This window comes from Streptomyces spiramyceticus (assembly GCF_028807635.1).
In the GTDB taxonomy this organism is placed as follows: domain Bacteria; phylum Actinomycetota; class Actinomycetes; order Streptomycetales; family Streptomycetaceae; genus Streptomyces; species Streptomyces spiramyceticus.
The window spans coordinates 91,966-116,911 of the sequence record NZ_JARBAX010000002.1; the positions used below are offsets into that span (position 1 = coordinate 91,966).

A 24,946-nucleotide genomic window follows, 5' to 3' on the forward strand; every position below is an offset into this window, starting at 1 on the left:
CGCCTCTTCTCTAGCTCGACGAGCTGTCGTACCAGGGTCAACATCCAACCAGGCCGAAAACGTTCCCGCTCGTGGCTTTTCCTTGAAACTTCTTCCGAAGGTGGCTGTCTGCTGCCGGTTAGCGGCGAAGGAGCCGTATTGCGTCGCTTTACGGTTTCGCGTCGATTGTCTTGGTTTGCCCTCCCGGCTGGGTTGCCGGTTGTTGAGGAGGACGTGCCCGGAGCCTAAATGGTTCATGCGCCAAAGGGAACGTGACCTGTGCGTCACCCCATCGAGGGATCGAACGTTCATGCGACTCTGGACTAGCATGAGTTTTCCCGAGGGTGGCGTTACATCGGCTCTACCAGGCCTCGGTACCCTCTGACCGGCGACCGACGCCGGACCCGTACCCCATCGGGACACATGTGAAATTCAGCGAGGAGCGAACCGCGTGACCGCCGAGACGTCCGTGCCGTCCACTGCGCTTCTGACCGGTGCAGACCGTGACGGCTCCAACTACACCGCGCGGCACCTTCTCGTACTGGAGGGGCTTGAGGCCGTCCGCAAGCGTCCTGGCATGTACATCGGGTCCACCGACAGCCGCGGCCTCATGCATTGCCTCTGGGAGATCATCGACAACTCCGTCGACGAAGCCCTCGGTGGCTACTGCGACCACATCGAGGTCATCCTCCACGAGGACGGCTCCGTCGAGGTCCGGGACAACGGCCGCGGCATCCCGGTCGACGTCGAGCCCAAGACGGGCCTGACCGGCGTCGAGGTCGTCATGACCAAGCTGCACGCCGGCGGCAAGTTCGGCGGCGGCTCCTACGCGGCCTCCGGCGGTCTGCACGGTGTGGGCGCCTCCGTCGTCAACGCCCTCTCCGCCCGCCTCGACGTCGAGGTCGACCGCAACAGTGCCACGCACTCCATCAGCTTCCGCCGAGGCGTCCCCGGCATCTTCACCGAGTCGGGCCCCGACGCCCCCTTCGACCCGGCGAACGGGCTGCTCAAGGGCAAGCGGGTGCCCAAGGCGCGCACCGGTACGCGCGTGCGCTTCTGGGCGGACCGGCAGATCTTCCTCAAGGACGCCAAGCTCAACCTGGAGACGCTGTACCAGCGCGCCCGCCAGACCGCCTTCCTCGTGCCCGGCCTGACCATCATCGTGCGCGACGAGCGGGCCCTGGGGGGCGAGGGCAAGACCGAGGAGATCTTCCGCTTCGACGGAGGCATCAGCGAGTTCTGCGAGTACCTCGCGCAGGACAAGGCGATCTGTGACGTCCTGCGGCTGACCGGGCACGGCACCTTCAAGGAGACCGTGCCGGTCCTCGACGACCGCGGCCACATGACGGCCACCGAGGTCACCCGTGAGCTGGCTGTGGACATCGCGCTGCGCTGGGGGACGGGCTACGACACCACCGTCAAGTCCTTCGTCAACATCATCGCCACGCCCAAGGGCGGCACCCACATCTCCGGCTTCGAGCGGTCCCTCACCAGGACCGTCAACGAGGCTCTGCGCTCCGCCAAGCTACTGCGGGTCGCCGAGGACGACGTCGTCAAGGACGACGCCATGGAGGGCCTCACGGCCGTGGTGACCGTGCGCCTGGCAGAGCCGCAGTTCGAGGGCCAGACCAAGGAGGTCCTTGGTACGTCGGCGGCCACGCGGATCGTCGCCAATGTGGTCGCCAAGGAGCTCAAGGCGTTCCTGACCTCCACCAAGCGGGACGCGAAGCAGCAGTCGCGCTCGGTCATGGAGAAGATCGTCGCCGCCGCGCGGACGCGCATCGCAGCCCGCCAGCACAAGGAGGCGCAGCGCCGTAAGACCGCGCTGGAGTCCTCCTCGCTGCCGGCGAAGCTCGCCGACTGCCGCAGTGACGACGTGGAGCGCAGCGAGCTCTTCATCGTCGAGGGAGACTCCGCGCTCGGTACGGCCAAGCTCGCCCGGAATTCAGAATTCCAGGCGCTGCTGCCGATCCGCGGCAAGATCCTCAACGTACAGAAGTCGTCCGTCTCGGACATGCTCAAGAACGCCGAGTGCGGCGCGATCATCCAGGTCATAGGAGCCGGATCGGGGCGGACCTTCGACCTCGACGCCGCCCGCTACGGCAAGATCGTGCTGCTCGTCGACGCCGATGTCGACGGCGCGCACATCCGCTGTCTGCTGCTCACGCTCTTCCAGCGCTACATGCGGCCCATGGTGGAGGCGGGACGCGTCTTCGCCGCCGTGCCCCCGCTGCACCGGATCGAGCTGGTCCAGCCCAAGAAGGGCCAGGACAAGTACGTCTACACGTACTCGGACAGCGAGCTGCGGCAGACGCTGCTGGAGTACCAGCGCAAGAACGTGCGTTTCAAGGACTCCATCCAGCGCTACAAGGGCCTCGGTGAGATGGACGCCGACCAGCTGGCGGAGACCACGATGGACCCGCGCCACCGCACGCTGCGCCGAATCAACATCGGTGACCTGGAATCCTCCGAGCAGGTCTTCGATCTGCTGATGGGCAACGAAGTAGCGCCCCGCAAGGAGTTCATCACCAGCTCGGCGGCGACGCTGGACCGCTCGCGCATCGACGCCTGAGTCACCCGTGGGTGACTCCCGGGTTGGGGACATCCGTCACCTAATGGGGTGAAGAGCGGGAATTGAAGAGTCCGGGATCTTCCCACTCTGTCCATCCTTGGGCACGCGAACAATGCGTTCGCGGACAAGGAGAGTTGTTCGGTGGAGAAGCCCGAAGGGTGCGAAGCCGCAGCGGTGCGGCTCGATGATCCCTGGTACGACGCGCTCGCCTCCGGGTGGGGCGAACTGGACGGTACGGGTGCCCCCGCGCCCGTACCGTCGCCCGCTCCCGCCGGCGGTGCGACCCGCGGGGCCGGCCACAGTGCGGCCGAGATCTATCTGGAGGTGCAGCGCAGCGCCGCCTTCCAGGAAGTGCGCAGCCGATACCGGCGGTTCGTCGTCCCGGCGGCCCTCGCCTTCTTCGCCTGGTACGTCATCTACGTCGTCGCGGCGACCACCGCACACGACCTGATGGCCCGGCCCGTCGTCGGCGCGGTGAACGTCGCGATGGTCGCCGGGCTCGGCCAGTTCCTCTCCACCTTCCTGCTGACCTGGGCGTACGCACGGCATGCGCGGCTGCGCAGGGACCGCGCGGCGCTCGAACTCCGGTGGTACACCCAGGAACTGACGCGGCGGGGGAGCAAGCGTTGACCGGTCACACCATGACAACGCAGCACCAGACCCTGGCACTGCTGCTGTTCAGCGCGTTCGTCGCCGCCACGCTCGCCATCACGACATGGGCGAGCCGCAACCGGCGCGGCTCGGCGGAGGAGTTCTACGCGGGCGGACGGCTCTTCTCCCCCATGGAGAATGGTTTCGCCATCGCGGGCGACTACATGTCCGCGGCCTCCTTCCTCGGCATCTCGGGACTGATCGCCCTCTTCGGCTACGACGGCATGCTCTACTCCGTCGGCTTCCTCGTCGCATGGCTCGTCGTCCTGCTGCTGGTCGCCGAACTGGTCCGCAACTGCGGCCGGTTCACCCTCGCCGACGTCATCGCCGCCCGGATGGCCGAGCGCCCGGTGCGTATCGCCGCGGGAACTTCTTCGGTCACCGTGTCCGTTCTCTATCTGGTGGCGCAGATGGTGGGGGCGGGCAGCCTGGTCGCGCTGCTGCTGGGCGGGAGCAGCGAGGCCGCGCGCTCCTGGACGGTCATCGGCGTGGGCGCGCTGATGGTGATCTACGTGTCGTTGGGAGGGATGCGGGCCACCACCTGGATCCAGATCGTCAAGGCAGTGCTGCTGATGGCGGGCGCGGTCGCGCTCACCGTGCTCGTACTGGTGCGCTTCCACGGCGACTTCAACCAGCTGCTCGTCACCGCCGCGGAACGCAGTGGCCACGGCAAGGACTTCCTGTCGCCCGGTCTCAAGTACGGCGGGGACGTGACGGCTCGTTTGGACTTCATCAGCCTCGGCCTCGCGCTCGTCCTCGGCACAGCGGGCCTGCCGCACATCCTGTCCCGCTTCTACACCGTGCCGACCGCGCGCGCCGCCCGCCGCTCGGTCGTCTGGTCCATCGGCCTCATCGGCAGCTTCTACCTGATGACGATCGTGCTCGGGTTCGGAGCGGCGGCAGTGGTCGGATCCGATGCGGTACGGACGTCGAATGCCGCAGGGAACACGGCAGTTCCGCTTCTGGCGCTCGATCTGGGCGGGGGCGCGGGTTCCACAGGAGGAACGGTTCTCTTCGCCGTGGTCGCGGCCATCGCCTTCGCCACCATCCTCGCGGTCGTCGCGGGCATCACTCTGGCTTCCTCCGCCTCCGTCGCGCACGATCTGTACGCCTCGCTCAGGCGCAGGCACGCCAAGAAGCACAGCGAGGTGGCGGTGGCCCGTATCGCCGCAGCAGGGATCGGAGCCGTGGCCATCGCCCTCGGCCTGCTCGCCCGCGACCTCAACGTCGCGTTCCTGGTCGGCCTCGCCTTCGCGGTCGCCGCCTCCGCCAATCTGCCGGTGCTGCTCTACTCGCTGTTCTGGCGGAGCTTCACCACCAGGGGCGCGGTCTGGTCGGTGTACGGCGGCCTGCTCCCGGCCGTACTGCTCGTGCTGCTCTCGCCGGTTGTCTCCGGCAGCCCCGAAGCGCTCTTCCCCGGCGTCGACTTCCAGCTCTTCCCGCTCCAGAACCCGGGCCTTGTCTCCATTCCGCTGGGCTTCTTCGCGGGCTGGCTGGGTACGGTTCTGTCGCCCGAACCGCCGGACGCGGCCAAGCACGCCGAGACGGAAGTGCGCTCGCTGACGGGCGCGGGCGCGGTCTGACCAGCCCGCAAAGTGGGGGTGGCGTCGCCTCTCACTCTCGACCTCAGCGGCCGGACGTCCACGCGTAGCGGTGCTCCGGGCGGCCCGTCTCGCCGTACTTGAGGCTGAGCCGCACCCGCCCCGACCGCTCCAGCAACTTCAGGTAGCGCTGCGCGGTCTGTCGGCTCATGCCGGCGCGCTCGGAGATCTCCTGGGCGGACAGCGGCCCGTCAGCGGCCAGCAGCACCTGCCGGACCAGCTCCGCGGTGGTCGTCGAGTGCCCCTTGGGGAGGCCGGGAGAGCCTGCCACGGACAGGGCGCCGAAAATCCGGTCCACCTCGGCCTGCTCCGCCTCGCCGCCCCCGTCGAGCGTGCGGCGCAGGGCGGCGTACGCCTCCAGCTTGGTGCGCAGGCCGGCGAAGTTGAAGGGCTTCACCAGGTACTGGAGCGCGCCCTGGCGCATCGCGGCCTGCACGGTCGCGATGTCGCGCGCCGCCGTCACCATGATCACGTCGGTCTGGAGGCCGAGGCCGCGCAGTTCCTGTACGAGCGCGAGGCCGTTCCTGTCCGGCAGATAGTGGTCGAGGAGGACCAGGTCGACGTGATGCGCCCGCAGCGCGGCGAGCGCCTCGGCGGCGGTGTGCGCCCGGCCGACGACGCGGAAGCCCGCCACCTTGGCCACATAGGCGGCGTTGATCTCCGCGACGCGGACGTCGTCGTCCACCACCAGTACGTCGATCATCGCGCCTCTCCTGCCGTATCAAGCTCCGCCGTGTACAGCTCCTCCGTGCTCGGTGGCTCATCGGCCAGCGCCTCCGGCAGTACGACGCTGAACTCGGCGCCGCCCTCCGCGCCTTCGCCGGCCCGCGCGCTGCCGCCCTGCCGTTCCGCGAGCCTGCGCACCATCGCCAGGCCGAGGCCGCGCTTGCCGTGCGCGGGCAGCTCCTTGGTCGACCACCCCTCCGTGAAGATCAGCTCGCGCTGCTCGGCCGGAACGCCGGGCCCGCTGTCGGCCACCCGAAGTACGGCCGTACGCCCCTCGGCACGCAGCTCGACCTCGATCCGGGCATCGGGTGAGCCGGCCGAGGCGTCCAGCGCGTTGTCCACCAGATTGCCGACCACGGTGACCAGGCCACGCGGGTCCACGAGCCGGTCCGGCAGCAGCGTCGCGCCGGAGAGCCGCAGCGAGACACCCCGCTCGGCCGCCACCGTCGCCTTTCCGACCAGCAGCGCCGCCAGCAGCGGGTCGTGGATCTTCTCGGTGATCTGCTCGGCGGTGGCACGGTGCACCCCGGCGACCTCCGTCACGAACTGCACCGCCTCCTCGTGCATGCCCAGTTCCAGCAGCCCCAGGAGCGTATGCATCCGGTTGGCGTGCTCATGGTCCTGGGCGCGCAGGGCGTCGATCAGGCCACGCGTCGAATCCAGCTCGCGGCCGAGCTGCTCCAGCTCGGTGCGGTCGCGAAGGGTCGCCACCGCACCGCCGTCGTCCGTCGGCATCCGATTAGTGACCAGTACGCGGTGCCCGCGCACCGTCAGCAGATCGTCGCCGGTCACCCGCCCCGCCAGCACATCGGCGGTACGGCCCTCGCCCAGCACCTCGTCGAGCGGCCGCCCTGTGGCCTCCGCGCCAAGCCCGAGCAGCCGCTGCGCCTCGTCGTTCATCAGCCGGATCCTGCCTGTGGCGTCGAGGGCGACGACGCCCTCCCTGATGCCGTGCAGCATCGCCTCGCGCTCGGCGAGCAGCGCGGAGATGTCCGAGAAGGCCAGGTCGTGCGTCTGCCGCTGGAGCCTGCGGGAGATGAGATACGCCGCGAGCGCGCCGACGGCCAGGGCCCCGCCGGCGTACGCGAGCAGCCCCGGGATCGCCGCCAGCAGCCGGGCGCGGACGCTGTCGTACTCGATACCGACCGACACGGCGCCGACGATCTCCCTGTCGGCGTCGCGCAGCGGGACCTTGCCGCGGGCGGAGCGGCCGAGCGTACCCTCGTCGATCCCCATGACCTCCCGCCCGGCGAGCGGCTCGCTGGGGTCGGTGGAGACCACCCTGCCGATCTGGCGGCTGTCGGTGTGGGACCACCGCACGCCGCGCTTGTCCATGATCACGACGTATTCGGCGCCGGTGGATCGCCGGATGCGCTCCGCCTCGGTCTGTACGGGCCCTCCGGCGGTGGGCCTGGACCCGGTCACCGCGTCGGCGAGCTGCGGCTGGGCCGCCGTGGTCTGCGCGATGGCGAGCGCGCGCCGCATGGCCTCCTGGTCGAGCTGGGCGCTGAGCGGGGCGAGGAAGAGGCCGGTGGCCAGCACGGTGACGCCTGTGGCGATGGCCAGCTGCATCAGCAGGACCTGCGAGAAGACGCGCTGGGGCCAGCCCAGGCGCAGACGTCTGCCGGAGGCGGTCGTTTCGGCGGTCATGCTGATGAACGGTAAAGCGCCGGGCACACCTTTCCGAAATTCCTGCTCCCGCGAGTGGAGCCCGGGCATCACCGCGCGTGAGCGGAATCCGGGTCGTCCGGGGGCGTTCCATGATCGGCCTCGGCCATGGCCCGTTCGAAGATCAGGAACATCCGCCTCTCGTCGCTGTCCGGCGGCAGGGACGCTTTCATGTCACGTGAGGCAGCCCAGTACCGGCGAAATGCGGGGGAGCGGATGAGGTCTCTGGCATGGACGAGCATCTCGTCCTCAGAAACGCTTTCCCATTTCAGAAGCAGCAAATAGTGACAGAAAGTGAGGTTGGCGAAAAGGTTCTGCCGGATCGCGAGTTCCGTCTCGCCGGGGTAATCGTTCCAGACGTCTGCGAGTGAGAGATCTTGCATCTGCATCTGGGTCAGCTGCATGTGCAGGCTGCGGAGGTCTGCCTCGGCGCTCCGGCGCAGCTCCTTGCGCGAGGCGGTCAGCTCCTGGCGCTGGAGCCGCAATTCGTGCTGCTGGATCACCAGCGTTATGACCAGGAGAATCAGGGCGATTCCGGAGAAGACCGAGTTGACTCCGCCGAAGTAGTCGCCGATGCCGCTTCGTTCGGCTGCTTTTTCTGTATCGCTGTTGGCCCGGACCACTGCGTCTATCAGCCAGCCGCTGAGAATGACGGATGCCGCGGCCACCAGCGCTATACCGAGGACGCACAGAGCCGCCCAACCGCCGAACCGTGCTGTGCTCCGCCACGCTCGCCCCATGCGCCCCGCCCCTCAAAGTGTCGAGGCAACTTGCCCGTGAGACTGGGAGAGGAAACGCAGCCCCCGGGGCGCACACGGTCATGTCCGCGCGCTCGCATACGATCGGCCCATGGTCAGGCAACCCATTCCGGTCATCATCCTCGCGGGCTTCCTGGGATCCGGTAAGACCACCCTGCTCAACCATCTGTTGCGGCAGAGCAGAGGCACCAGGATCGGTGCGATCGTCAATGACTTCGGGTCCATCGAGATCGACGCCATGGCCGTGGCCGGTCAGCTCGGTGACTCCACGGTCTCGCTCGGCAACGGGTGCCTGTGCTGCGCCGTCGACGCGAGCGAGCTCGACGAGTATCTGGAGAAGCTGACCCGGCCCGCCGCCCGGCTCGACGTGATCGTCATCGAGGCGAGCGGTCTCGCCGAGCCGCAGGAGCTGGTCCGGATGATCCTGGCCAGCGAGAACGAGCGGATCGTTTACGGAGGGCTGGCCGAGGTCGTCGACGCCGCCGAGTTCGACGCGACCCGCGAGCGCCATCCGGAGATCGACCGGCACCTCGCCATCGCCGATCTCGTCGTCCTGAACAAAACCGACCGGGTGGGGGACGGGCAGCTCGGCCGCATCCTCGACACCGTCGGCGGCCTCAGTGGCGGCACCGCCGTGGTCCGTGCGTCGTACGGGCGGATCGAGCCTGAGCTGCTCTTCGACCCCGCGGCGCGGCCGGACGACACGGCGGAGAAAGTCCGGCAGCTGTCGTTCGACGATCTGCGGGCCGAGGACGACCAGCACGACCACGACGACCGGCACGATCACGACAGCAAGCACCACCACGACAGCCATCTGCACGCGGCGTACGAGAGCGTCTCCTTCACCTCCGAAGAGCCCATGAACCCGCGCCGGCTCATGGACTTCCTCGACACGAGGCCGGAGGGGCTCTACCGGATCAAGGGTTACGTCGACTTCGGCGCGGCCGACGCCCGCAACCGGTACGCGCTGCACGCCGTCGGCCGGTTTCTGCGCTTCTACCCCGAGACCTGGGGGCGCGACGAGCCGAGGATCACGCAGCTCGTGCTGATCGGTTCGAGGATTGACGGCGAAGCGCTGGGCAAGGAGCTGGCGGCCTGCCGCGCGGACGGGCCGCAGGACGCCCCCGCCGCTGCCGATGAGCGCAGCATGTGGGGCGTCCTGCGGTACGTACAGGGCGAGGGCTAGACCGGGCCCGCCAGCGCCGCCACCGCCGTCGTCAGCGGTGTGCCCGAGCCGTCGCGGCGCGGGTCCGGCTCCGGCAGCTCCACCGGTGTGCCGTTCTTCGCCGCCGCCCGGGGCGGAGCCGCGCCCGCCCAGGCCAGGATGAGGATGTCCTCGCCCTTGAGGAACCGGTGGCAGCGCACGCCGCCCGTGGCCCGCCCCTTGCGCGGGTACTGGTCGAACGGCGTCAGCTTCGCCGATGTCTCCGAATCGCCGAGCAAAGTGCCCGCCGCTCCGGCCACCGTGAAGACCATGGCGTCCGCCGCTGGATCCACCGCGGTGAACGAGATCACCTTGGCGCCGTCGGCGAGCTTGATGCCCGCCATGCCGCCCGCCGGACGGCCCTGCGGCCTGACCTGGCCCGCCGGGTAGCGCAGCAGCTGGGCGTCGTCCGTGATGAAGATCAGGTCCTCATCGCCGGTGCGCAGCTCGGCCGCGCCGACGATCCGGTCACCGTCCTTGAGGGTGATGACCTCCAACTCGTCCTTGTTGGCGGGGTAGTCGGGCACGACCCGCTTGACCACACCCTGCTCGGTGCCGAGCGCGAGACCCGGCGAGGACTCGTCGAGCGTGGTGAGACAGACCAGCGTCTCGCCCTCCTCCAGCGACAGGAACTCCGAGACCAGCGCCCCGCCCGACAGGGTCGGCGCGGAGGCCGTGTACGGCAGCTGGGGTAGGTCGATCACGGCGAGCCGCAGCAACCGCCCGGCCGACGTCACCGCGCCCACATCGCCACGCGCCGTGGCCGGCACGGCCGAGACGATCACATCGTGCTTGGCACGCCGGGCATCGTCCATGGCGAGAGGCTCGCCGGTGACCGTACGGGCGAGCAGCCCGGTCGACGACAGGAGCACACGGCAGGGATCGTCCGCGACCTCCAGCGGCACCGCCGCGACCGGCGAAGCGCCCGACTCCAGCAGCACCGTGCGCCGGTCGGTGCCGAACTTCTTCGCGACCGCGGCCAGTTCGGAGGAGACCAGCTTGCGCAGCTCCGCGTCCGACTCCAGGATCCCGGTCAGCTCGTCGATCTCCCCGTTCAGCCGGTCGCGCTCGCTCTCCAGCTCGATCCGGTCGAACTTGGTGAGCCGGCGCAGCGGGGTGTCCAGGATGTACTGCGTCTGGATCTCGCTCAGCGAGAAGTGCTCGATCAGCCGCTCCTTCGCCTGCGCCGAATTGTCGCTGGAGCGGATGAGCCGGATGACCTCGTCGATGTCGAGCAGGGCGACGAGCAGGCCCTCGACCAGGTGGAGCCGGTCGCGCCGCTTGGTGCGGCGGAACTCGCTGCGGCGCCGTACGACCTCGAAGCGGTGGTCGAGGTAGACCTCCAGCAGCTCCTTCAGGCCCAGCGTCAGCGGCTGACCGTCCACCAGCGCCACATTGTTGATGCCGAAGGACTCCTCCATCGGCGTCAGCTTGTAGAGCTGCTCAAGCACCGCCTCGGGGACGAAACCGTTCTTGATCTCGATGACCAGACGCAGCCCGTGCATGCGGTCGGTGAGGTCCTTGACGTCCGCGATGCCCTGGAGCTTCTTCGACGAGACCAGGTCCTTGATCTTGGCGATCACCTTCTCCGGGCCGACGGTGAAGGGCAGTTCCGTGACGACCAGGCCCTTCCGGCGTGCCGTGACGTTCTCCACGGTGGCCGTCGAGCGGATCTTGAAGGTGCCGCGCCCCTTCTCGTACGCGTCCTTGATGCCGCCGAGGCCCACGATCCGGCCACCGGTCGGCAGGTCCGGGCCGGGGACGAAACGCATCAGCGTGTCGAGGTCGGCGCCGGGGTGCTTGATCAGATGGCGGGCGGCGGCGATGACCTCGCCCAGGTTGTGCGGCGGCATGTTCGTCGCCATGCCGACGGCGATTCCGGACGCACCGTTGACCAGCAGGTTCGGATACGCCGCGGGAAGCGCGACCGGCTCCCGCTCCTGGCCGTCGTAGTTCGGCGAGAAATCGACCGTGTCCTCGTCGATCGACTCGGTCATCAGCGAGGTGGCGTCGGCCATCCGGCATTCCGTGTACCGCATGGCGGCCGGCGGGTCGTCGTTGCCGAGGGAGCCGAAGTTGCCGTGGCCGTCGACCAGCGGCAGGCGCATCGAGAAGGGCTGTGCCATCCGCACGAGCGCGTCGTAGATCGACGCGTCGCCGTGCGGGTGCAACTTACCCATCACCTCGCCGACGACGCGGGCGCACTTCACATAGCCGCGGTCGGGCCGCAGCCCCATCTCGTTCATCTGGTAGACGATGCGGCGGTGCACCGGCTTCATGCCGTCGCGGGCGTCGGGCAGCGCTCGCGAGTAGATCACCGAGTACGCGTACTCGAGGAAGGAGCCCTGCATTTCGTCGACGACGTCGACATCGAGGATCTTCTCCTCGAACGCATCGTCCGGCGGCGGGGTCTTCGTGCTGCGGCGGGCCATCGCGGCTGCGGCTCCTTCGCGGTTCTGTCGGGGCAAGTTCTGGACCTGATGCGGACCATTGTGGACCTGCGCACTGACAACGCCGACCTCGACCCGTCCGTAGCGCTCTCCCGGGGCGCTCCACGGGCGTTCCCTGAGGGCGTACGCGGCCCGGGAACTTCGCCAGGTGTCAGCGCGCTTGCATACAGTGGCAGGACTTCTCCATATCGCGATCGAAGGGACGTACATGCCCATGGGTCACACGGCCACAGCGCAGGCCGGTTCCGGCGGCCTGACAGCGACTGAGCACCGGCTGGCCAATGGCCTGCGCGTGGTGCTTTCCGAGGACCACCTGACCCCGGTCGCCGCGGTCTGCCTCTGGTACGACGTCGGTTCGCGCCACGAGGTCAAGGGCCGTACCGGTCTTGCTCACCTCTTCGAGCACCTGATGTTCCAGGGCTCGGCGCAAGTCAAGGGCAATGGCCACTTCGAGCTGGTGCAGGGTGCGGGCGGTTCGCTCAACGGCACGACCAGCTTCGAGCGCACCAACTATTTCGAGACGATGCCCACCCACCAGGTGGAGCTGGCCCTGTGGCTGGAGGCCGACCGGATGGGCTCGCTGCTCTCCGCGCTCGACGAAGAGTCCATGGAGAACCAGCGCGACGTCGTCAAGAACGAGCGCCGCCAGCGGTACGACAACGTGCCGTACGGCACGGCGTTCGAGAAGCTGACCGCCCTCTCCTACCCCGAGGGTCACCCGTATCACCACACGCCGATCGGCTCGATGGCCGACCTGGACGCCGCGACCCTCGAAGACGCGCGCGCCTTTTTCCGTACCTACTACGCACCCAACAACGCGGTGCTCTCGGTCGTCGGCGACATCGACCCGGAGCAGACGCTCGCCTGGATCGAGAAGTACTTCGGCTCCATCCCGTCCCACGACGGAAAGCAGCCGCCGCGCGACGGCACCCTGCCCGACATCATCGGCGAAGAGCTGCGTGAGGAGATCCACGAGGAGGTCCCGGCCCGCGCGCTGATGGCCGCCTACCGGCTGCCCCACGACGGCACCCGCGAGGCCGACGCCGCGGACCTGGCGCTCACCATCCTCGGCGGCGGCGAGTCCTCCCGGCTGCACAACCGCCTCGTGCGCCGCGACCAGACGGCCGTCGCGGCCGGCTTCGGACTGCTGCGCCTGACCGGCGCACCCTCGCTCGGCTGGCTGGACGTCAAGACGTCGGCCGGTGTCGAGGTGCCCGACATCGAGCGTGCCGTCGACGAAGAGCTGGCCAAGTTCGCCGCCGAGGGCCCCACGCCCGAGGAGATGGAGCGCGCGCAGGCCCAGTTGGAGCGCGAGTGGCTGGACCGGCTCGGTACGGTCGCGGGCCGCGCCGACGAACTGTGCCGGTACGCCGTCCTGTTCGGCGACCCGCAGCTCGCCCTGACCGCGGTCCAGCGCGTCCTCGACATCACGGCGGACGAGGTCAAGGCCGCGGCGAAGGCCCGGCTGCGCCCGGACAACAGGGCGGTGCTGGTGTACGAGCCCACACATGCCGACGACACCGCCGACACCGCCGGCACGGCCGACGCCGATGCCGCCGCCGACGAGACCGACGCGCAGGAAGGGGCGGACAAGTGACCGACACCGCAGCCGTGAGCATGACGTTCCACCCGCAGCCGAAGGCGGGCACCGCCCAGCCGTGGGCCTTCCCCGCCCCCGAGCGCGGCGCCCTGCCCAACGGTCTGACCGTGCTGCGCTGCCACCGCCCCGGCCAGCAGGTCGTGGCCGTGGAGATCTTCCTCGCCGCCCCGCTGGAGGCGGAGCCCGAGGGCCTCGACGGCGTCGCCACGATCATGGCGCGGGCGTTCTCCGAGGGCACCGACAAGCACTCCGCCGAGGAGTTCGCCGCCGAGCTGGAGCGCTGCGGCGCCACGCTCGACGCGTACGCCGATCACCCCGGCGTACGGGTCTCCCTGGAGGTCCCGGTCTCCCGGCTGCCCAAGGCGCTCGGCCTGCTCGCCGACGCGCTGCGCGCGCCCGCCTTCGCGGACAGCGAGATCGACCGGCTGGTGCGCAACCGGCTCGACGAGATCCCGCACGAGACGGCCAACCCGTCCCGTCGGGCCGCCAAGCAGCTCTCCAAGGAGCTCTTCCCCGCCGGTTCGCGCATGTCGCGGCCGCGCCAGGGCTCGGAGGAGACGGTGGAGCGTATCGACTCCGCCGCAGTGAGGGGCTTCTACGAGGCGCACGTGCGTCCCGCGACCGCCACCGCCGTGGTCGTCGGCGACCTCGAAGGCACGGATCTCGATGCCGTGCTGGCCGACACCCTGGGCGCCTGGACGGGCAACACCGCCGAGCCCCGCCCCGTCCCGGTGGTGACGGCGGACGACACGGGCCGCGTGGTCATCGTCGACCGCCCCGGCGCGGTCCAGACGCAGCTGCTCATCGGCCGCACCGGCCCGGACAGGCACGACCGTGTCTGGCCGGCCCAGGTCCTCGGTACGTACTGCCTGGGCGGCACGCTCACCTCCCGCCTGGACCGTGTCCTGCGCGAGGAGAAGGGCTACACGTACGGCGTGCGCGCCTATGGCCAGGTGTTGCGCTCCGCCGCTCCCTCCGGTCCGGAAGGGGCCCCGGGCGCCGCGATGCTCGCGATCAGCGGCTCCGTGGACACCGAGTCCACGGGTCCGGCGCTGGAGGACCTCTGGAAGGTGCTGCGCACCCTCGCAGAGGAAGGCCTGACCGACGCCGAGCGCGACGTCGCCGTACAGAACCTGGTGGGCGTCGCCCCGCTGAAGTACGAGACGGCCGCGGCCGTCGCCGGCACGCTCGCCGACCAGGTCGAGCAGCAGCTGCCGGACGACTTCCAGGCCCAGCTGTACGCGCGCCTCGTCGAGACCGGCACGGTGGAGGCCACCGCAGCGGCCGTCAGCGCCTTCCCTGCCGACCGTCTGGTCACGATCCTCGTCGGGGACGCGTCCCAGATCGAGGAGCCGGTCAGGGCGCTCGGCATCGGCGAGGTGAAGGTGGTGGCCGGCTGATAAGCCGCGCACCAAATGCCCCTGTAATGGGGCATAGGGGGACGGAATAGAGGGACCCCGGTGACCGACAGGCCGCCGGGGTCCTTCCTGTATGTCCCTTTTGTTGTGGAGGTTGCCTGTCTGGCCTGTGGGGTGCGTTACAAAACCTCGTGTCTGTTTGGTGATTGACAGATGTCCCGTTTAGCGTCTGTCCGGCTGTTCGTCAGCAATGCGCCGCATCCGCGGCGCCGGACAGTCATCGCCGAGTCCCCGTCAGGCGCGAGCCTGGGGAGCCGGGGACCCATTCAGTCCCTGGGGTGAATCGGACGGCCTCTGTGCGCGTACGTACGGAGGGGTCCGTAGGAGACCTTCCTGCTCCGAACCCGTCAGCTAACCCGGTAGGCGAGAAGGAAGGAAAGGATCAGCCACTCCATGGCGTTCACCCGTGCCACCGGGAAGCACCGTCGTCCGAGCCGTCTGACGCGCAAGAGCGCGAACATGGCGGGTGTTGCCGCCCTCGCGACGACCGGCGTCATCGGAGGCCTGGCCTCTCCCGCCCTCGCCGCCCACGACGACACCAGCGCCGAAGCGGCGCGCTCCGTCGCGGACACCGGCCTGACCCAGGCCCTCGTCATCGGCGACTCCCTCGCCGACCAGATCGCGGCCCAGGCCGAGTCCCAGCGACAGGCCGCCGTCAAGGCGGAGGCCGCCCGCAAGGCCGAGGCCGAGCGGAAGGCCGAGGCCGAGCGCAAGGCCAGGGCCGCCGCTGCGGCGAAGGTCAAGAGGGAGCGGGAGGAGCGCGCGGCCAGGGAGCGTGCCGCCCGCGCCGCCGAGCGCAAGCGCCTCAACAGCTACACCCTTCCCATCGCCGGTTCCGTGGTGACCACCGGCTACAACGCCGGCGGCTCGCTCTGGTCCTCCGGCAGCCACTCCGGTGTCGACTTCCGTGCACCGTCCGGCAGTTCCGTCGTGTCCGTCGGCCGCGGCACCGTCGTCGAGGCCGGCTGGGGCGGCGCGTACGGCAACAACATCGTCATCAGGATGAACGACGGCACGTACACGCAGTACGGCCACCTGTCGTCCATCCGCGTCTCCGTCGGCCAGGCCGTCACCACCGGCCAGCAGATAGGCCTCTCGGGTTCGACCGGCAACTCGACCGGCCCGCACCTGCACTTCGAGGCCCGTACGACGCCCGACTACGGCTCCGACATGGACCCGACCGCGTACCTGCGCGCGCACGGCGTCAGTATCTGACCCCGACTCCGACGACGCGGTCCGACGCACCTCCGCTTTCCCCGAAGGCCCCGGCTTCCCCGCCGGGGCCTTCGGCTTGGCCAAAAGATATCCATGGATTCCGGCCTCCCTTCGGAAATTCCCCGCCTCTGCAATAGAGTCGCTGAACAAGCGTCAATCGACCGCGTTTCGCGGGGATTAAGGCGGAGGTCAGGTCATGCGCATTCCCGCGCAATCGGTATGCACGGCGATCCGTGACGACATCGTCTCCGGTGTCTTCCAGCGCGGCAGCCGGCTCACCGAAGAGCTGCTTGCGCGTCGTTACGGTGTCTCGCGCGTCCCGGTGCGCGAAGCCCTGCGCACCCTGGAATCCGAGGGGTTCGTCACCACCCGCCGGCACGCCGGCGCCTGCGTCGCCGAGCCGACCGAGCAGGAGGCCGCCGACCTCCTGGAGGTCAGGACGCTGCTGGAGCCGCTGAGCGCGGCCCGCGCCGCCCAGCGGCGCACCGAGGCGCACCTCAAGGTGCTGCGTGGGCTGGTCAGGCTGGGGCAGGAGCGGGCCCGCCGGGGCGAGGGCGAGGACCTGCGCTCACTCGGCGGCTGGTTCCACGAGACGCTCGCCCAGGCCTCCGGCAGCCCCGGCCTGACGGCGCTGCTCACCCAGCTCAGGCACAAGATCGCCTGGATGTACGCCGTCGAGCAGCACGCACGCCCCGTCGAGTCGTGGGCCGAACACGGCGCGATCGTCGACGCCGTGGCGCGCGGTGACGCGGAGCGTGCCAGGTCGCTCATGGCGCTGCACGCCGAACGGGCGGTCGCGGTGCACCGGTTGCGGCAGCCGGACCGGGACCGGGAGCGTGTGAGGACTTCGCAACATGCCGTAAACACGGCGAGTGGGCGTCATTAACAGGTGCGCCGTATACAAAGAGGGTGAATTGGCGGGGGGCCAATTCGCGCTGCCCGCATTCTTCGGCGTATCGCGCCGCGCAAAAAGAAGGAGCCGCATCCCCCGAGGAATTCGGGGGATGCGGCTCCTTCTCAAGAATTCGCCCGTCCAGGGTTCAGACGGTCTCGGGAAGCTCGTCCAGGCCCTCGGAGACCAGCTTCGCCAGGCGGTCGAGGGCGGCGTCGGAGCCGTCGGCCTCGGAGGCGAGCACGATCTCTTCGCCACCCGCCGCACCCAGGCCGAGCACCGCGAGCATGGAGGCGGCGTTGACCGGGTTGCCTTCGGCCTTGGCGATCGTCACGGGGACGCCCGAGGCGGTCGCTGCGCGGACGAAGATGGAGGCGGGCCGGGCGTGCAGGCCCTCGGCCCAGCCGACGGTGACGCGGCGCTCAACCATGGTGTTGCCCTTCATGTTCTAACGGTTGTCTAGACCACTATCTCATGGCGGGCGGTCGGCGGGTGACCCGCCTTCGGCCCCTTTTCCACAGCCGTCCGGCCGCCCCCAGCCTGCCTCGCCCGGCGCGCTGACGCGACCCCGCCCCGTAGGCTTTCGTCATGCAGCACCCGCCGGAGCAGACCCCGCAGGAGCAGACCGAGCCGGATCACCGCATGCGCCATGCCTACCCGGCCCACTGGGAAGCCGATGTCGTGCTGCGCGACGGAGGTACGGCGCGGATCCGCCCGATCACCGCCGCCGACGCGCAGCGCCTGGTCAGCTTCTACGAGCAGGTGTCGGACGAGTCGAAGTACTACCGCTTCTTCGCTCCGTACCCCCGCCTCTCGGACAAGGACGTCCACCGCTTCACCCACCACGACTACGTGGACCGCGTGGGGCTCGCCGTCACGGTCGGCGGCGAGTTCATCGCCACCGTCCGGTACGACCGCATCAACGCCCAGGGCCGCCCCGCCTCGGGCCCCGACGCCGACCAGGCGGAAGTCGCCTTCCTCGTCCAGGACGCGCACCAGGGCCGCGGCGTTGCCTCCGCCCTCCTCGAACACATCGGCGCCGTCGCCCGCGAGCGCGGCATCCGGCGCTTCGTGGCGGAAGTACTGCCTGCCAACGCCAAGATGATCAAGGTCTTCACGGACGCGGGCTACACCCAGAAGCGCAGCTTCGAGGACGGCGTCGTACACCTCGAATTCGACCTGGAGCCGACCGACCGCTCCCTCGCCGTCCAGCGCGCCCGCGAGCAGCGCGCCGAGTCCCGCTCCGTGCAGCGCCTCCTCGCCCCCGGCGCTGTCGCCGTGATCGGCGCCGGGCGCGCGCCGGGCGGTGTGGGCCGAACGGTCCTGCGGAACCTGCTCGCCGCCGGGTTCACCGGGCGTACGTACGCCGTGAACCGCGCCTTCCCCGACGGCCTCACCGAGCTCGACGGCGTCCCTGCGCACCGCTCCGTCGCCGGGATCGACGAGGCCGTCGACCTCGCCGTCGTCGCCGTTCCGGCCGAGCGGGTGCCGGAGGTCGTCGCCGACTGCGGGGAGCACGGCGTCCAGGGTCTCGTCGTCCTGTCCGCCGGGTACGCCGAGAGCGGTGCGGCGGGCCGGGAGCGGCAGCGGGAACTCGTGCGCCAGGCCCGCTCGTACGGCATGCGCATCATCGGCCCCAACGCCTTCGGCATCATCAACACCTCCGACGCCGTACGCCTCAACGCCTCCCTCGCGCCGGAGCCGCCCGAGCGCGGCCGCATCGGCCTGTTCACGCAGTCCGGTGCGATCGGCATCGCGCTGCTCTCCGGGCTCTACCGGCGTGGCGCGGGCCTGGCGTCGTTCATCTCGGCAGGGAACCGCGCGGACGTCTCCGGCAACGACTACCTCCAGTACTGCTACGAGGACCCGGACACCGACATCGTCCTGCTCTACCTCGAATCGATCGGCAACCCGCGCAAGTTCACCCGCCTCGCGCGACGGACCTCGGCCGCGAAGCCGGTCGTCGTAGTGAAGGGCGCGCGGCACAGTGGCAGCACGCCGCCGGGGCACGCGGTGCCGGCCACGCGGATCCCGGACGCGACGGTCTCGGCGCTGTTCCGCCAGGCGGGGGTCATCCGCGTCGACACGGTCACGGAGCTCGTCGACGCGGGGCTGCTGCTGGCCTCCCAGCCGCTGCCCATGGGGCCGCGCGTCGCGATCCTCGGCAACTCCGAGTCCCTCGGCCTCCTCTCGTACGACGCCTGCCTCGCCGAAGGGCTGCGCCCGTTGCCGCCCCGCGACCTGACGACTGCCGCGACCCCGGCGGACTTCCGGGCGGCCTTGGCGGCCGCTCTCGCGGACGCGGCGTGCGATGCGGTCGTCGTGACCGCGATTCCCTGGGTGGGGGAGAACGGCGCCATGGAATCGGGCGACGGCGAGGTCCTGGCCGATGCGCTGCGCGCGGCGGCGGCCACGGGGCCGGCGAAGCCGGTGGCGGTGGTCCACGTGGAGATCGGCGGGCTGGCCGAAGCCCTGGCCGCCGCGACCAGCACGGCTCCCCCTGCGACGCCGACCGCGCCGCCGGGGGAGCGTGGCCCGGTGGCGGGGCATGCCGCCCCCGGGACCGACCCGGTGGGGGCTGACCCTGCCGGGGCCGGTCCGGCGCCGGGGTCGGGGTCGGGGCTGTTTTCTCCCCCGCCCCGTCCCTTCCCGGCCGTGACATTTGCGGCTCCGCCGCGTGAGGGGGAAAGCCCCCAGCCCGCCGGACCAGGCGCCCCGCCCCCACAGCCCGATGTCGACGCCGACACCGCAGCCCCGGCCCCGGGCGACGGGCCCGCCGTGCCGCCCGGCGAAGCCGCCCCTTCCGGAGCGGCACAGGGCACGGATACGGGTACCGGACCACTGGCCGGCGGTACGACCCCCTCGGGTCCGAGTGATGGGCCCGCTGTATCGCTGGGCGAGGCTGCCCCTTCCGTCAGTGGCTCTGACGGGCAGGGCGGTGGCAATGGGGCTGCCCGCCGGGGTATCCCCGCCTATCCCGCCGCCGAGCGTGCCGTGCGGGCGCTTGCCGAGGCCGTCAGGTACGCGCAGTGGCGACGGCAGGCCGCCGACCCGGGGCGCGTGCCGCAGTACGACGACATCGACGAAGCCGGCGCCGCCGCGCAGATCGATGCCCTCCTGAGGGAAGGTGCCGACCCCCGCGGCATGCCCCTGACCGGCGAAGCCGCCCGCGAGCTCCTCGGCCGGTACGGCATCGACGTACGGCCGATCCTCCCCGCCCCGGGCCCCGACGCCGCTGCCACGGCCGCTCAGCGGCTCGGCTACCCCGTCGCCCTCAAGACCACCGCCGCGCACCTCCGCCACCGCCCGGACCTCGGCGGCGTACGGCTCGATCTCGCCAATGAAAGGGAACTGCGTCGGGCCTTCGCCGAGTTGACCGACGTCCTGGGCAAGCCCGAGGAGCTCCAGCCCGTCGTCCAGGCCATGGCCCCCCGCGGCGTCGACACCGTCGTACGGGCCACCATCGACGCCGCCGCCGGAGCCGTGTTGTCCTTCGGGCTCGCGGGGGCCGCCTCCGAACTGCTCGGCGACACCGCGCACCGGCTCGTCCCGGCGACCGACCGGGACGCCGCCGAACTGATCAGGTCGATCCGGACCGCCCCACTCCTCTTCGGCTGGCGAGGCTCCGCGCCCGTCGACACCGCCGCCCTCGAAGAGCTCCTGCTGCGCGTATCGCGACTGGTCGACGATCACCCCGAGGTCGTCGGAGTCGCTCTCGAACCCGTGGTCGTCGCCCCGCGCGGCCTGTCCGTACTCGGCGCGGCCGTACGTCTCGCACCACCACCCGCACGCGACGACGTCGGCCCCCGTCGCCTCCCCAGTTACTGACCCGCATTCCCGCCCCCCCAGAGCCCCGTAGGATGGAGGGCATGGCGAAGACCGGTACGACGACCCAGGGGCTGCGCGCGGCGATCGAGCGCAGCGGCTACTACCCGGCCCTTGTGGCCGAAGCGGTGGAGGCCGCTGTCGGCGGCGAGCCGGTCTCTTCATACCTCGTGCACCAGGAGACGACTTTCGACTCCAACGAGGTACGCCGTCACGTCACCGTCCTCGTCCTCACCGGCAACCGCTTCATCGTGAGCCACACCGACGAGCAGGCGGCCGACACCACGTCCCCGACGCCGTACGCCACCACCTCCACCGAGTCGGTCAAGCTCGACCGGATCTCGTCGGTCGTGGTGAGCCGCGTCGTGGCCAACCCCGAGAAGTACGTGCCGGGCACGCTGCCCCGCGAGGTCGTCCTGACCATCGGCTGGGGCGCCGTCTCCCGCATCGACCTGGAGCCCGCCGCCTGCGGCGACCCCAACTGCGAGGCGGACCACGGCTACACCGGCAACAGCACCGCCGACGACCTGAGCCTGCGCGTCAGCGAGGCCGGCGACGGCCCGGACGCCGTCCGCCAGACCCTCGCCTTCGCCCAGTCGCTCTCCGAAGCGACCGCCGCGGCCGACCGCTGATGGCACTGCCCGCCTGGTCCGACCCGGTTCCGCTCGCGCTCGACTCCGCGCCCGCCCCCGATTACGGCAGCGGTTCGCTCGCCGACCTGCTGCCCACCCTCGCGGCAGGCATGGGCGTACCCGGTACGAGCGCCATGATCCCCGAGCTCACGCCCGCCGACCGGAACTGCGTGTTCCTGATCGACGGTCTCGGCTGGGAGCAGATAAAGAGCCACCCGGACGAGGCGCCGTACCTGTACTCACTCCTCGGCAGCTCGCGCGGCGGCACGGGGCGTCCGCTCACCGCGGGCTTCCCCGCGACCACCGCGACCTCCCTCGCCTCCGTCGGCACAGGCCTGCCACCGGGCGCGCACGGCCTGCCCGGCTACACCGTCCGCGACCCGGACACCGGCGCGCTGATGAACCAGCTGCGCTGGAAGCCGTGGACCGACCCGCACGTCTGGCAGCCGTACCCCACGGTCTTCCAGCTCGCGGACGCCGCGGGCGTACACACCGCGCAGGTCTCGTCACCGGACTTCCAGCACACCCCGCTCACCAAGGTCGCGCTGAGCGGCGGCACCTTCCGCGGCAAGCTCACCGGCGAGGACCGGATGGACCTCGCCGCCGATCAACTGGCCGCCGGCGACCGCTCGCTGGTCTACACGTACTACAGCGAGGTCGACGGCAAGGGCCACCGCTTCGGCGTCGACTCCGACGCCTGGCGCGGCCAGCTGATGTACGTCGACCGGCTCGCCCAGCGCCTCGCCGAGCAGCTGCCGCCCCGCTCCGCCCTGTACATCACCGCCGACCACGGCATGATCGACATCCCCTTCGACGAGCAGTCGCGCATCGACTTCGACGAGGACTGGGAGCTGAGCGCGGGCGTCGCCCTTCTTGGCGGCGAGGGCCGGGCCCGTCATGTGTACGCCGTCCCGGGCGCCGCCGCCGACGTGCTCACGGTCTGGCGCGAGGTGCTCGGAGAGCAGTTCTGGGTGGCGAGCAGGGACGAGGCGATCGCGGCGGGCTGGTTCGGCCCGGCGATCGACGAGCGGGTGTACGGACGCATCGGCGACGTCGTCGCGGCGGCCCACGACGACGTCGTGATCATCGCTTCGCGGCGGGAGCCGCACGAGTCCGCGATGGTGGGCATGCACGGCTCCATGACCGCCGTGGAGCAGCTCGTCCCGCTCATCGAAGTACGTTCGTAAGCCCTCCCCGCCCCCACGCAGACCGCACAGATCTGAAAGGTCTTCAACTCCTCATGCCTGAGCTGGTGTTCTTCTCCGGAACGATGGACTGCGGAAAGAGCACCCTCGCTCTTCAGATCGAGCACAACCGGTCGGCACGCGGCCTCCAGGGCATGATCTTCACTCGCGACGACCGTGCGGGCGAGGGCAAGCTGTCCTCCCGCCTCGGGCTGGTCACCGACGCCGTCGAGGCCGCCGACGGCTTCGACTTCTACGCGTACCTCGTCGCCCACCTCTCCCAGGGCAACCGCGCCGACTATGTGATCGTGGACGAGGCCCAGTTCCTCGCCCCCGAGCAGATCGACCAGCTGGCCCGTATCGTCGACGACCTGGAACTCGACGTCTTCGCCTTCGGTATCACGACCGACTTCCGCTCCAAGCTCTTCCCCGGCTCGCAGCGCCTGGTCGAGCTCGCCGACCGCGTGGAGGTGCTCCAGGTCGAGGCGCTCTGCTGGTGCGGCGCGCGGGCCACGCACAACGCCCGCACCACAGGCGGCCAGATGGTGGTCGAGGGCGCCCAGGTCGTCGTCGGCGACGTCAACCAGTCGCCCGACGAGATCGGTTATGAGGTGCTGTGCCGCCGGCACCACAGGCGCCGGATGACGGCCGCGTCCGCGCGGGCCGGAGCACTGTCGCCCGATGTGCTGCCCGTGGACGCCCTCACTCCCGGCTCCGCCTTCAACGGGTCGACCGTACGATCGTGAAGACCGCGCCCTCCGGGTCCGCGACGGTCGCCACCCGGCCGTTGGCGCCCTCCCGGGGGGCCTGCAGGACATGCCCGCCGAGTTCCTGGACCGTACGGGCCGATTCGTCGGTGTCCTCCACTTCGAAGTACGTCATCCAGTGCGGGCCCCTGTCGCGCGGCAGGGCCTTGCCCACGCCGCGCAGGGCGGCCACGGGGCGGCCTTCGAGGCGCAGCGTCAGATAATCATCGGGGTCGGCAGAGCCGTCCGGTTCCACCTCGTAGCCGAACACCGCCTGGTAGAACTTGCCGACCGTCGCCGTCTCACGCGTCATCAACTCGTTCCAGGCGGGCGTCCCGTGGGTCCCGGCGATCGCCGTGCCCAGATGCGCCGCGGCCTGCCAGATGCCGAACACCGCGCCCGAGGGGTCGGAGCCGATGGCCATCCGGCCGGCGTGGTCCGCGTCGAGCGGGCCGACGCCGATCGTGCCGCCGTGGCTCCTGATCGACTCGGCCGTGACATCGGCGTCCTCGGTGGCGAAGTACGGCGTCCACGCGACGGGCAGGTGCCGGTCCGGGGGCAGTTGGCCGATGCCCGCGACTTCCTTCCCGTCGAGCACCGCGCGGACGTACGGGCCGAGCTGCCCGGGTCCTGGCCTGAATTCCCAGCCGAACAGCGCCCGGTAGAAATCCTGGGTCGCGGCCAGGCCGTGCACCATCAGGCTTACCCAGCAGGGCGCACCAGGCGTGTGCCGCGGGATCGCTGGCTCGGTCATCGTCACTCTCTCCTTGGACCATCGGGTTGGTGGTCGTGCAGGAACCGGGCGAGCCGTCGTCAAAGGGGCGCACCCGTGCAGATCTTGCACCACCTGCCCCGCCGTGTGGTCCGGCCGCGCCGTTTTCACAGGTTCCCGCAGGAGAGAATGCCCGCTGCGCAAGGATGGCACTTATGAATGCCATCATCACCGCATCCCAACTCGCGAGCGAGTCGGCGGGGGACCGGCCGCCGGTCCTCCTGGACGTCCGCTATCAAATGGGCGGACCTCACGGCCGTGCCGCGTACGAGGCGGGTCACATCCCCGGGGCTGTCTTCGTCGACCTGGAGGCGGAACTCGCCGGCCCGCCCGGACCCGGCGGCCGCCACCCCCTTCCCGACGTCGAGGCGTTCGGAGCGGTCATGCGCCGTGCGGGCGTCTCTCAGGACAGGCCGGTCGTGGTGTACGACGGCGGGCAGGGCTGGGCCGCGGCTCGTGCATGGTGGATGCTCCGCTGGACGGGCCACCCGGACGTGAGGGTTCTGGACGGGGGTCTCGCCGCGTGGACGGGCCCGGTCGAATCCGAGGTCCCGGCCCCGGCTGCCGGTGACTTCACGCCCGTCCCCGGCGCCGTACCCCTCCTCGACGCCGACGGAGCCGCCGAACTGGCCCGTACGGGGCTGCTGCTCGACGCCAGGGCGGCCGAACGGTACCGGGGCGAGGTCGAGCCGATCGACCCGGTCGCCGGCCACATCCCGGGCGCCGTCTCCGCCCCGACCATGGACAACGTCGGGCCCGACGGCCGCCTGCTCCCCGCATCCCAACTGGCCGCCCGCTTCAAGGCGCTGGGCGCTGCCGACGCCCCGGCGGTCGGCGTGTACTGCGGCTCGGGCGTCTCGGCCGCCCAGGAGGTGCTGGCCCTGGAGGTCGCGGGCATCCCGGCGGCGCTGTACGCGGGCTCCTGGTCGGAGTGGTGCGCCGACACGTCCCGGCCTGTGGCCACCGGACCCGACCCCCTGTAGCCGCGCATGCCGGTGGGCCCGTACGCGATACGTACGGGCCCACCGGGCGGGCGTTACAGTGCTGAGGTTG

At 70.5% G+C, this 24,946-nt stretch carries 19 protein-coding genes and 1 riboswitch; of the genes, 13 read left to right on the forward strand and 6 right to left on the reverse strand.

Going from position 1 to position 24,946, the window contains the following annotated elements; genetic code table 11:
* Positions 1-430: 430 nt before the first annotated feature.
* The 3 genes from PXH83_RS24140 (at position 431) to PXH83_RS24150 (ending at position 4,785) form a co-directional block, all read left to right on the forward strand.
* Positions 431-2,551: a DNA gyrase/topoisomerase IV subunit B gene (locus tag PXH83_RS24140; protein ID WP_274563114.1), complete on the forward strand. Its 2,121-nt coding sequence runs from the start codon at positions 431-433 to the stop codon at positions 2,549-2,551.
* Between the two features lie 141 nt (positions 2,552-2,692).
* Positions 2,693-3,181, forward strand: a complete 489-nt coding sequence (locus PXH83_RS24145) for a DUF485 domain-containing protein (protein ID WP_274563115.1) — start codon at positions 2,693-2,695, stop codon at positions 3,179-3,181.
* A gap of 11 nt (positions 3,182-3,192) precedes the next feature.
* Positions 3,193-4,785, forward strand: a complete 1,593-nt coding sequence (locus PXH83_RS24150; protein ID WP_274563117.1) for a solute symporter family protein — start codon at positions 3,193-3,195, stop codon at positions 4,783-4,785.
* 43 nt (positions 4,786-4,828) lie between these two features.
* On the opposite strand, the gene PXH83_RS24155 is transcribed toward PXH83_RS24150, so the two are convergent.
* The 3 genes from PXH83_RS24155 to PXH83_RS24165 all read right to left on the reverse strand — a co-directional run bounded on the left by PXH83_RS24155 (position 4,829) and on the right by PXH83_RS24165 (position 7,865).
* Positions 4,829-5,506 carry a response regulator gene (locus tag PXH83_RS24155; protein ID WP_274563119.1) on the reverse strand — a complete coding sequence of 226 codons (678 nt, stop codon included), beginning with the start codon at positions 5,504-5,506 and terminating at the stop codon, positions 4,829-4,831.
* Complete coding sequence (locus PXH83_RS24160; RefSeq protein ID WP_274563120.1) at positions 5,503-7,179, reverse strand: sensor histidine kinase; 1,677 nt, start codon at positions 7,177-7,179, stop codon at positions 5,503-5,505. The genes PXH83_RS24155 and PXH83_RS24160 overlap by 4 nt, the downstream gene beginning before the upstream one ends.
* Before the next feature lie 68 nt (positions 7,180-7,247).
* Positions 7,248-7,865: a DUF6082 family protein gene (locus PXH83_RS24165; RefSeq protein ID WP_274563121.1), complete on the reverse strand. Its 618-nt coding sequence runs from the start codon at positions 7,863-7,865 to the stop codon at positions 7,248-7,250.
* Positions 7,866-8,046: 181 nt separating this feature from the next.
* Between PXH83_RS24165 and PXH83_RS24170 the strand changes: the two genes are divergently transcribed.
* Entirely contained in the window at positions 8,047-9,141 is a 1,095-nt protein-coding gene (locus PXH83_RS24170) for a CobW family GTP-binding protein (protein WP_274563123.1), read from the forward strand.
* Here the strand turns inward: PXH83_RS24170 and PXH83_RS24175 are convergent.
* The gene (locus tag PXH83_RS24175; protein ID WP_274563124.1) at positions 9,138-11,591 is read right to left on the reverse strand and encodes a DNA gyrase/topoisomerase IV subunit A; all 2,454 of its coding nucleotides are present in this window, start codon (positions 11,589-11,591) and stop codon (positions 9,138-9,140) included. The genes PXH83_RS24170 and PXH83_RS24175 overlap by 4 nt on opposite strands.
* Positions 11,592-11,817: 226 nt before the next feature.
* On the opposite strand from PXH83_RS24175, the gene PXH83_RS24180 reads away from it, so the two are divergent.
* The 4 genes from PXH83_RS24180 (at position 11,818) to PXH83_RS24195 (ending at position 16,728) form a co-directional block, all read left to right on the forward strand.
* Entirely contained in the window at positions 11,818-13,206 is a 1,389-nt protein-coding gene (locus PXH83_RS24180; protein WP_274563126.1) for a M16 family metallopeptidase, read from the forward strand.
* Positions 13,207-13,226: 20 nt separating this feature from the next.
* Complete coding sequence (locus tag PXH83_RS24185; protein ID WP_274565151.1) at positions 13,227-14,609, forward strand: M16 family metallopeptidase; 1,383 nt, start codon at positions 13,227-13,229, stop codon at positions 14,607-14,609.
* 229 nt (positions 14,610-14,838) lie between these two features.
* A riboswitch (cyclic di-AMP (ydaO/yuaA leader) is annotated at positions 14,839-15,008 on the forward strand.
* Positions 15,009-15,020: 12 nt separating this feature from the next.
* Complete coding sequence (locus PXH83_RS24190; RefSeq protein ID WP_274563127.1) at positions 15,021-15,842, forward strand: M23 family metallopeptidase; 822 nt, start codon at positions 15,021-15,023, stop codon at positions 15,840-15,842.
* Between the two features lie 196 nt (positions 15,843-16,038).
* Positions 16,039-16,728 carry a GntR family transcriptional regulator gene (locus PXH83_RS24195; RefSeq protein WP_274563128.1) on the forward strand — a complete coding sequence of 230 codons (690 nt, stop codon included), beginning with the start codon at positions 16,039-16,041 and terminating at the stop codon, positions 16,726-16,728.
* Positions 16,729-16,882: 154 nt separating this feature from the next.
* On the opposite strand, the gene PXH83_RS24200 is transcribed toward PXH83_RS24195, so the two are convergent.
* The gene (locus PXH83_RS24200) at positions 16,883-17,164 is read right to left on the reverse strand and encodes an HPr family phosphocarrier protein (RefSeq protein ID WP_214929412.1); all 282 of its coding nucleotides are present in this window, start codon (positions 17,162-17,164) and stop codon (positions 16,883-16,885) included.
* Positions 17,165-17,322: 158 nt separating this feature from the next.
* On the opposite strand from PXH83_RS24200, the gene PXH83_RS24205 reads away from it, so the two are divergent.
* Genes PXH83_RS24205 through PXH83_RS24220 form a run of 4 tightly spaced genes read left to right on the forward strand, consistent with a single transcriptional unit; the run spans position 17,323 to position 23,121 of the window.
* Entirely contained in the window at positions 17,323-20,562 is a 3,240-nt protein-coding gene (locus PXH83_RS24205) for a bifunctional acetate--CoA ligase family protein/GNAT family N-acetyltransferase (protein ID WP_274563129.1), read from the forward strand.
* 41 nt (positions 20,563-20,603) lie between these two features.
* Positions 20,604-21,191 carry a DUF5998 family protein gene (locus tag PXH83_RS24210; protein WP_214929394.1) on the forward strand — a complete coding sequence of 196 codons (588 nt, stop codon included), beginning with the start codon at positions 20,604-20,606 and terminating at the stop codon, positions 21,189-21,191.
* Positions 21,191-22,378: an alkaline phosphatase family protein gene (locus PXH83_RS24215; protein ID WP_274563131.1), complete on the forward strand. Its 1,188-nt coding sequence runs from the start codon at positions 21,191-21,193 to the stop codon at positions 22,376-22,378. The genes PXH83_RS24210 and PXH83_RS24215 overlap by 1 nt, the downstream gene beginning before the upstream one ends.
* Positions 22,379-22,431: 53 nt before the next feature.
* The gene (locus tag PXH83_RS24220) at positions 22,432-23,121 is read left to right on the forward strand and encodes a thymidine kinase (protein ID WP_274563133.1); all 690 of its coding nucleotides are present in this window, start codon (positions 22,432-22,434) and stop codon (positions 23,119-23,121) included.
* Here PXH83_RS24220 and PXH83_RS24225 read toward each other — a convergent pair.
* Positions 23,096-23,875, reverse strand: coding sequence for a VOC family protein (locus PXH83_RS24225; RefSeq protein ID WP_274563135.1), 780 nt, complete (start codon positions 23,873-23,875; stop codon positions 23,096-23,098). The genes PXH83_RS24220 and PXH83_RS24225 overlap by 26 nt on opposite strands.
* A gap of 173 nt (positions 23,876-24,048) precedes the next feature.
* On the opposite strand from PXH83_RS24225, the gene PXH83_RS24230 reads away from it, so the two are divergent.
* Positions 24,049-24,876 (forward strand): sulfurtransferase, encoded by an 828-nt coding sequence (locus PXH83_RS24230; protein WP_274563137.1) that lies wholly within the window; start codon positions 24,049-24,051, stop codon positions 24,874-24,876.
* Positions 24,877-24,946: the final 70 nt, after the last annotated feature.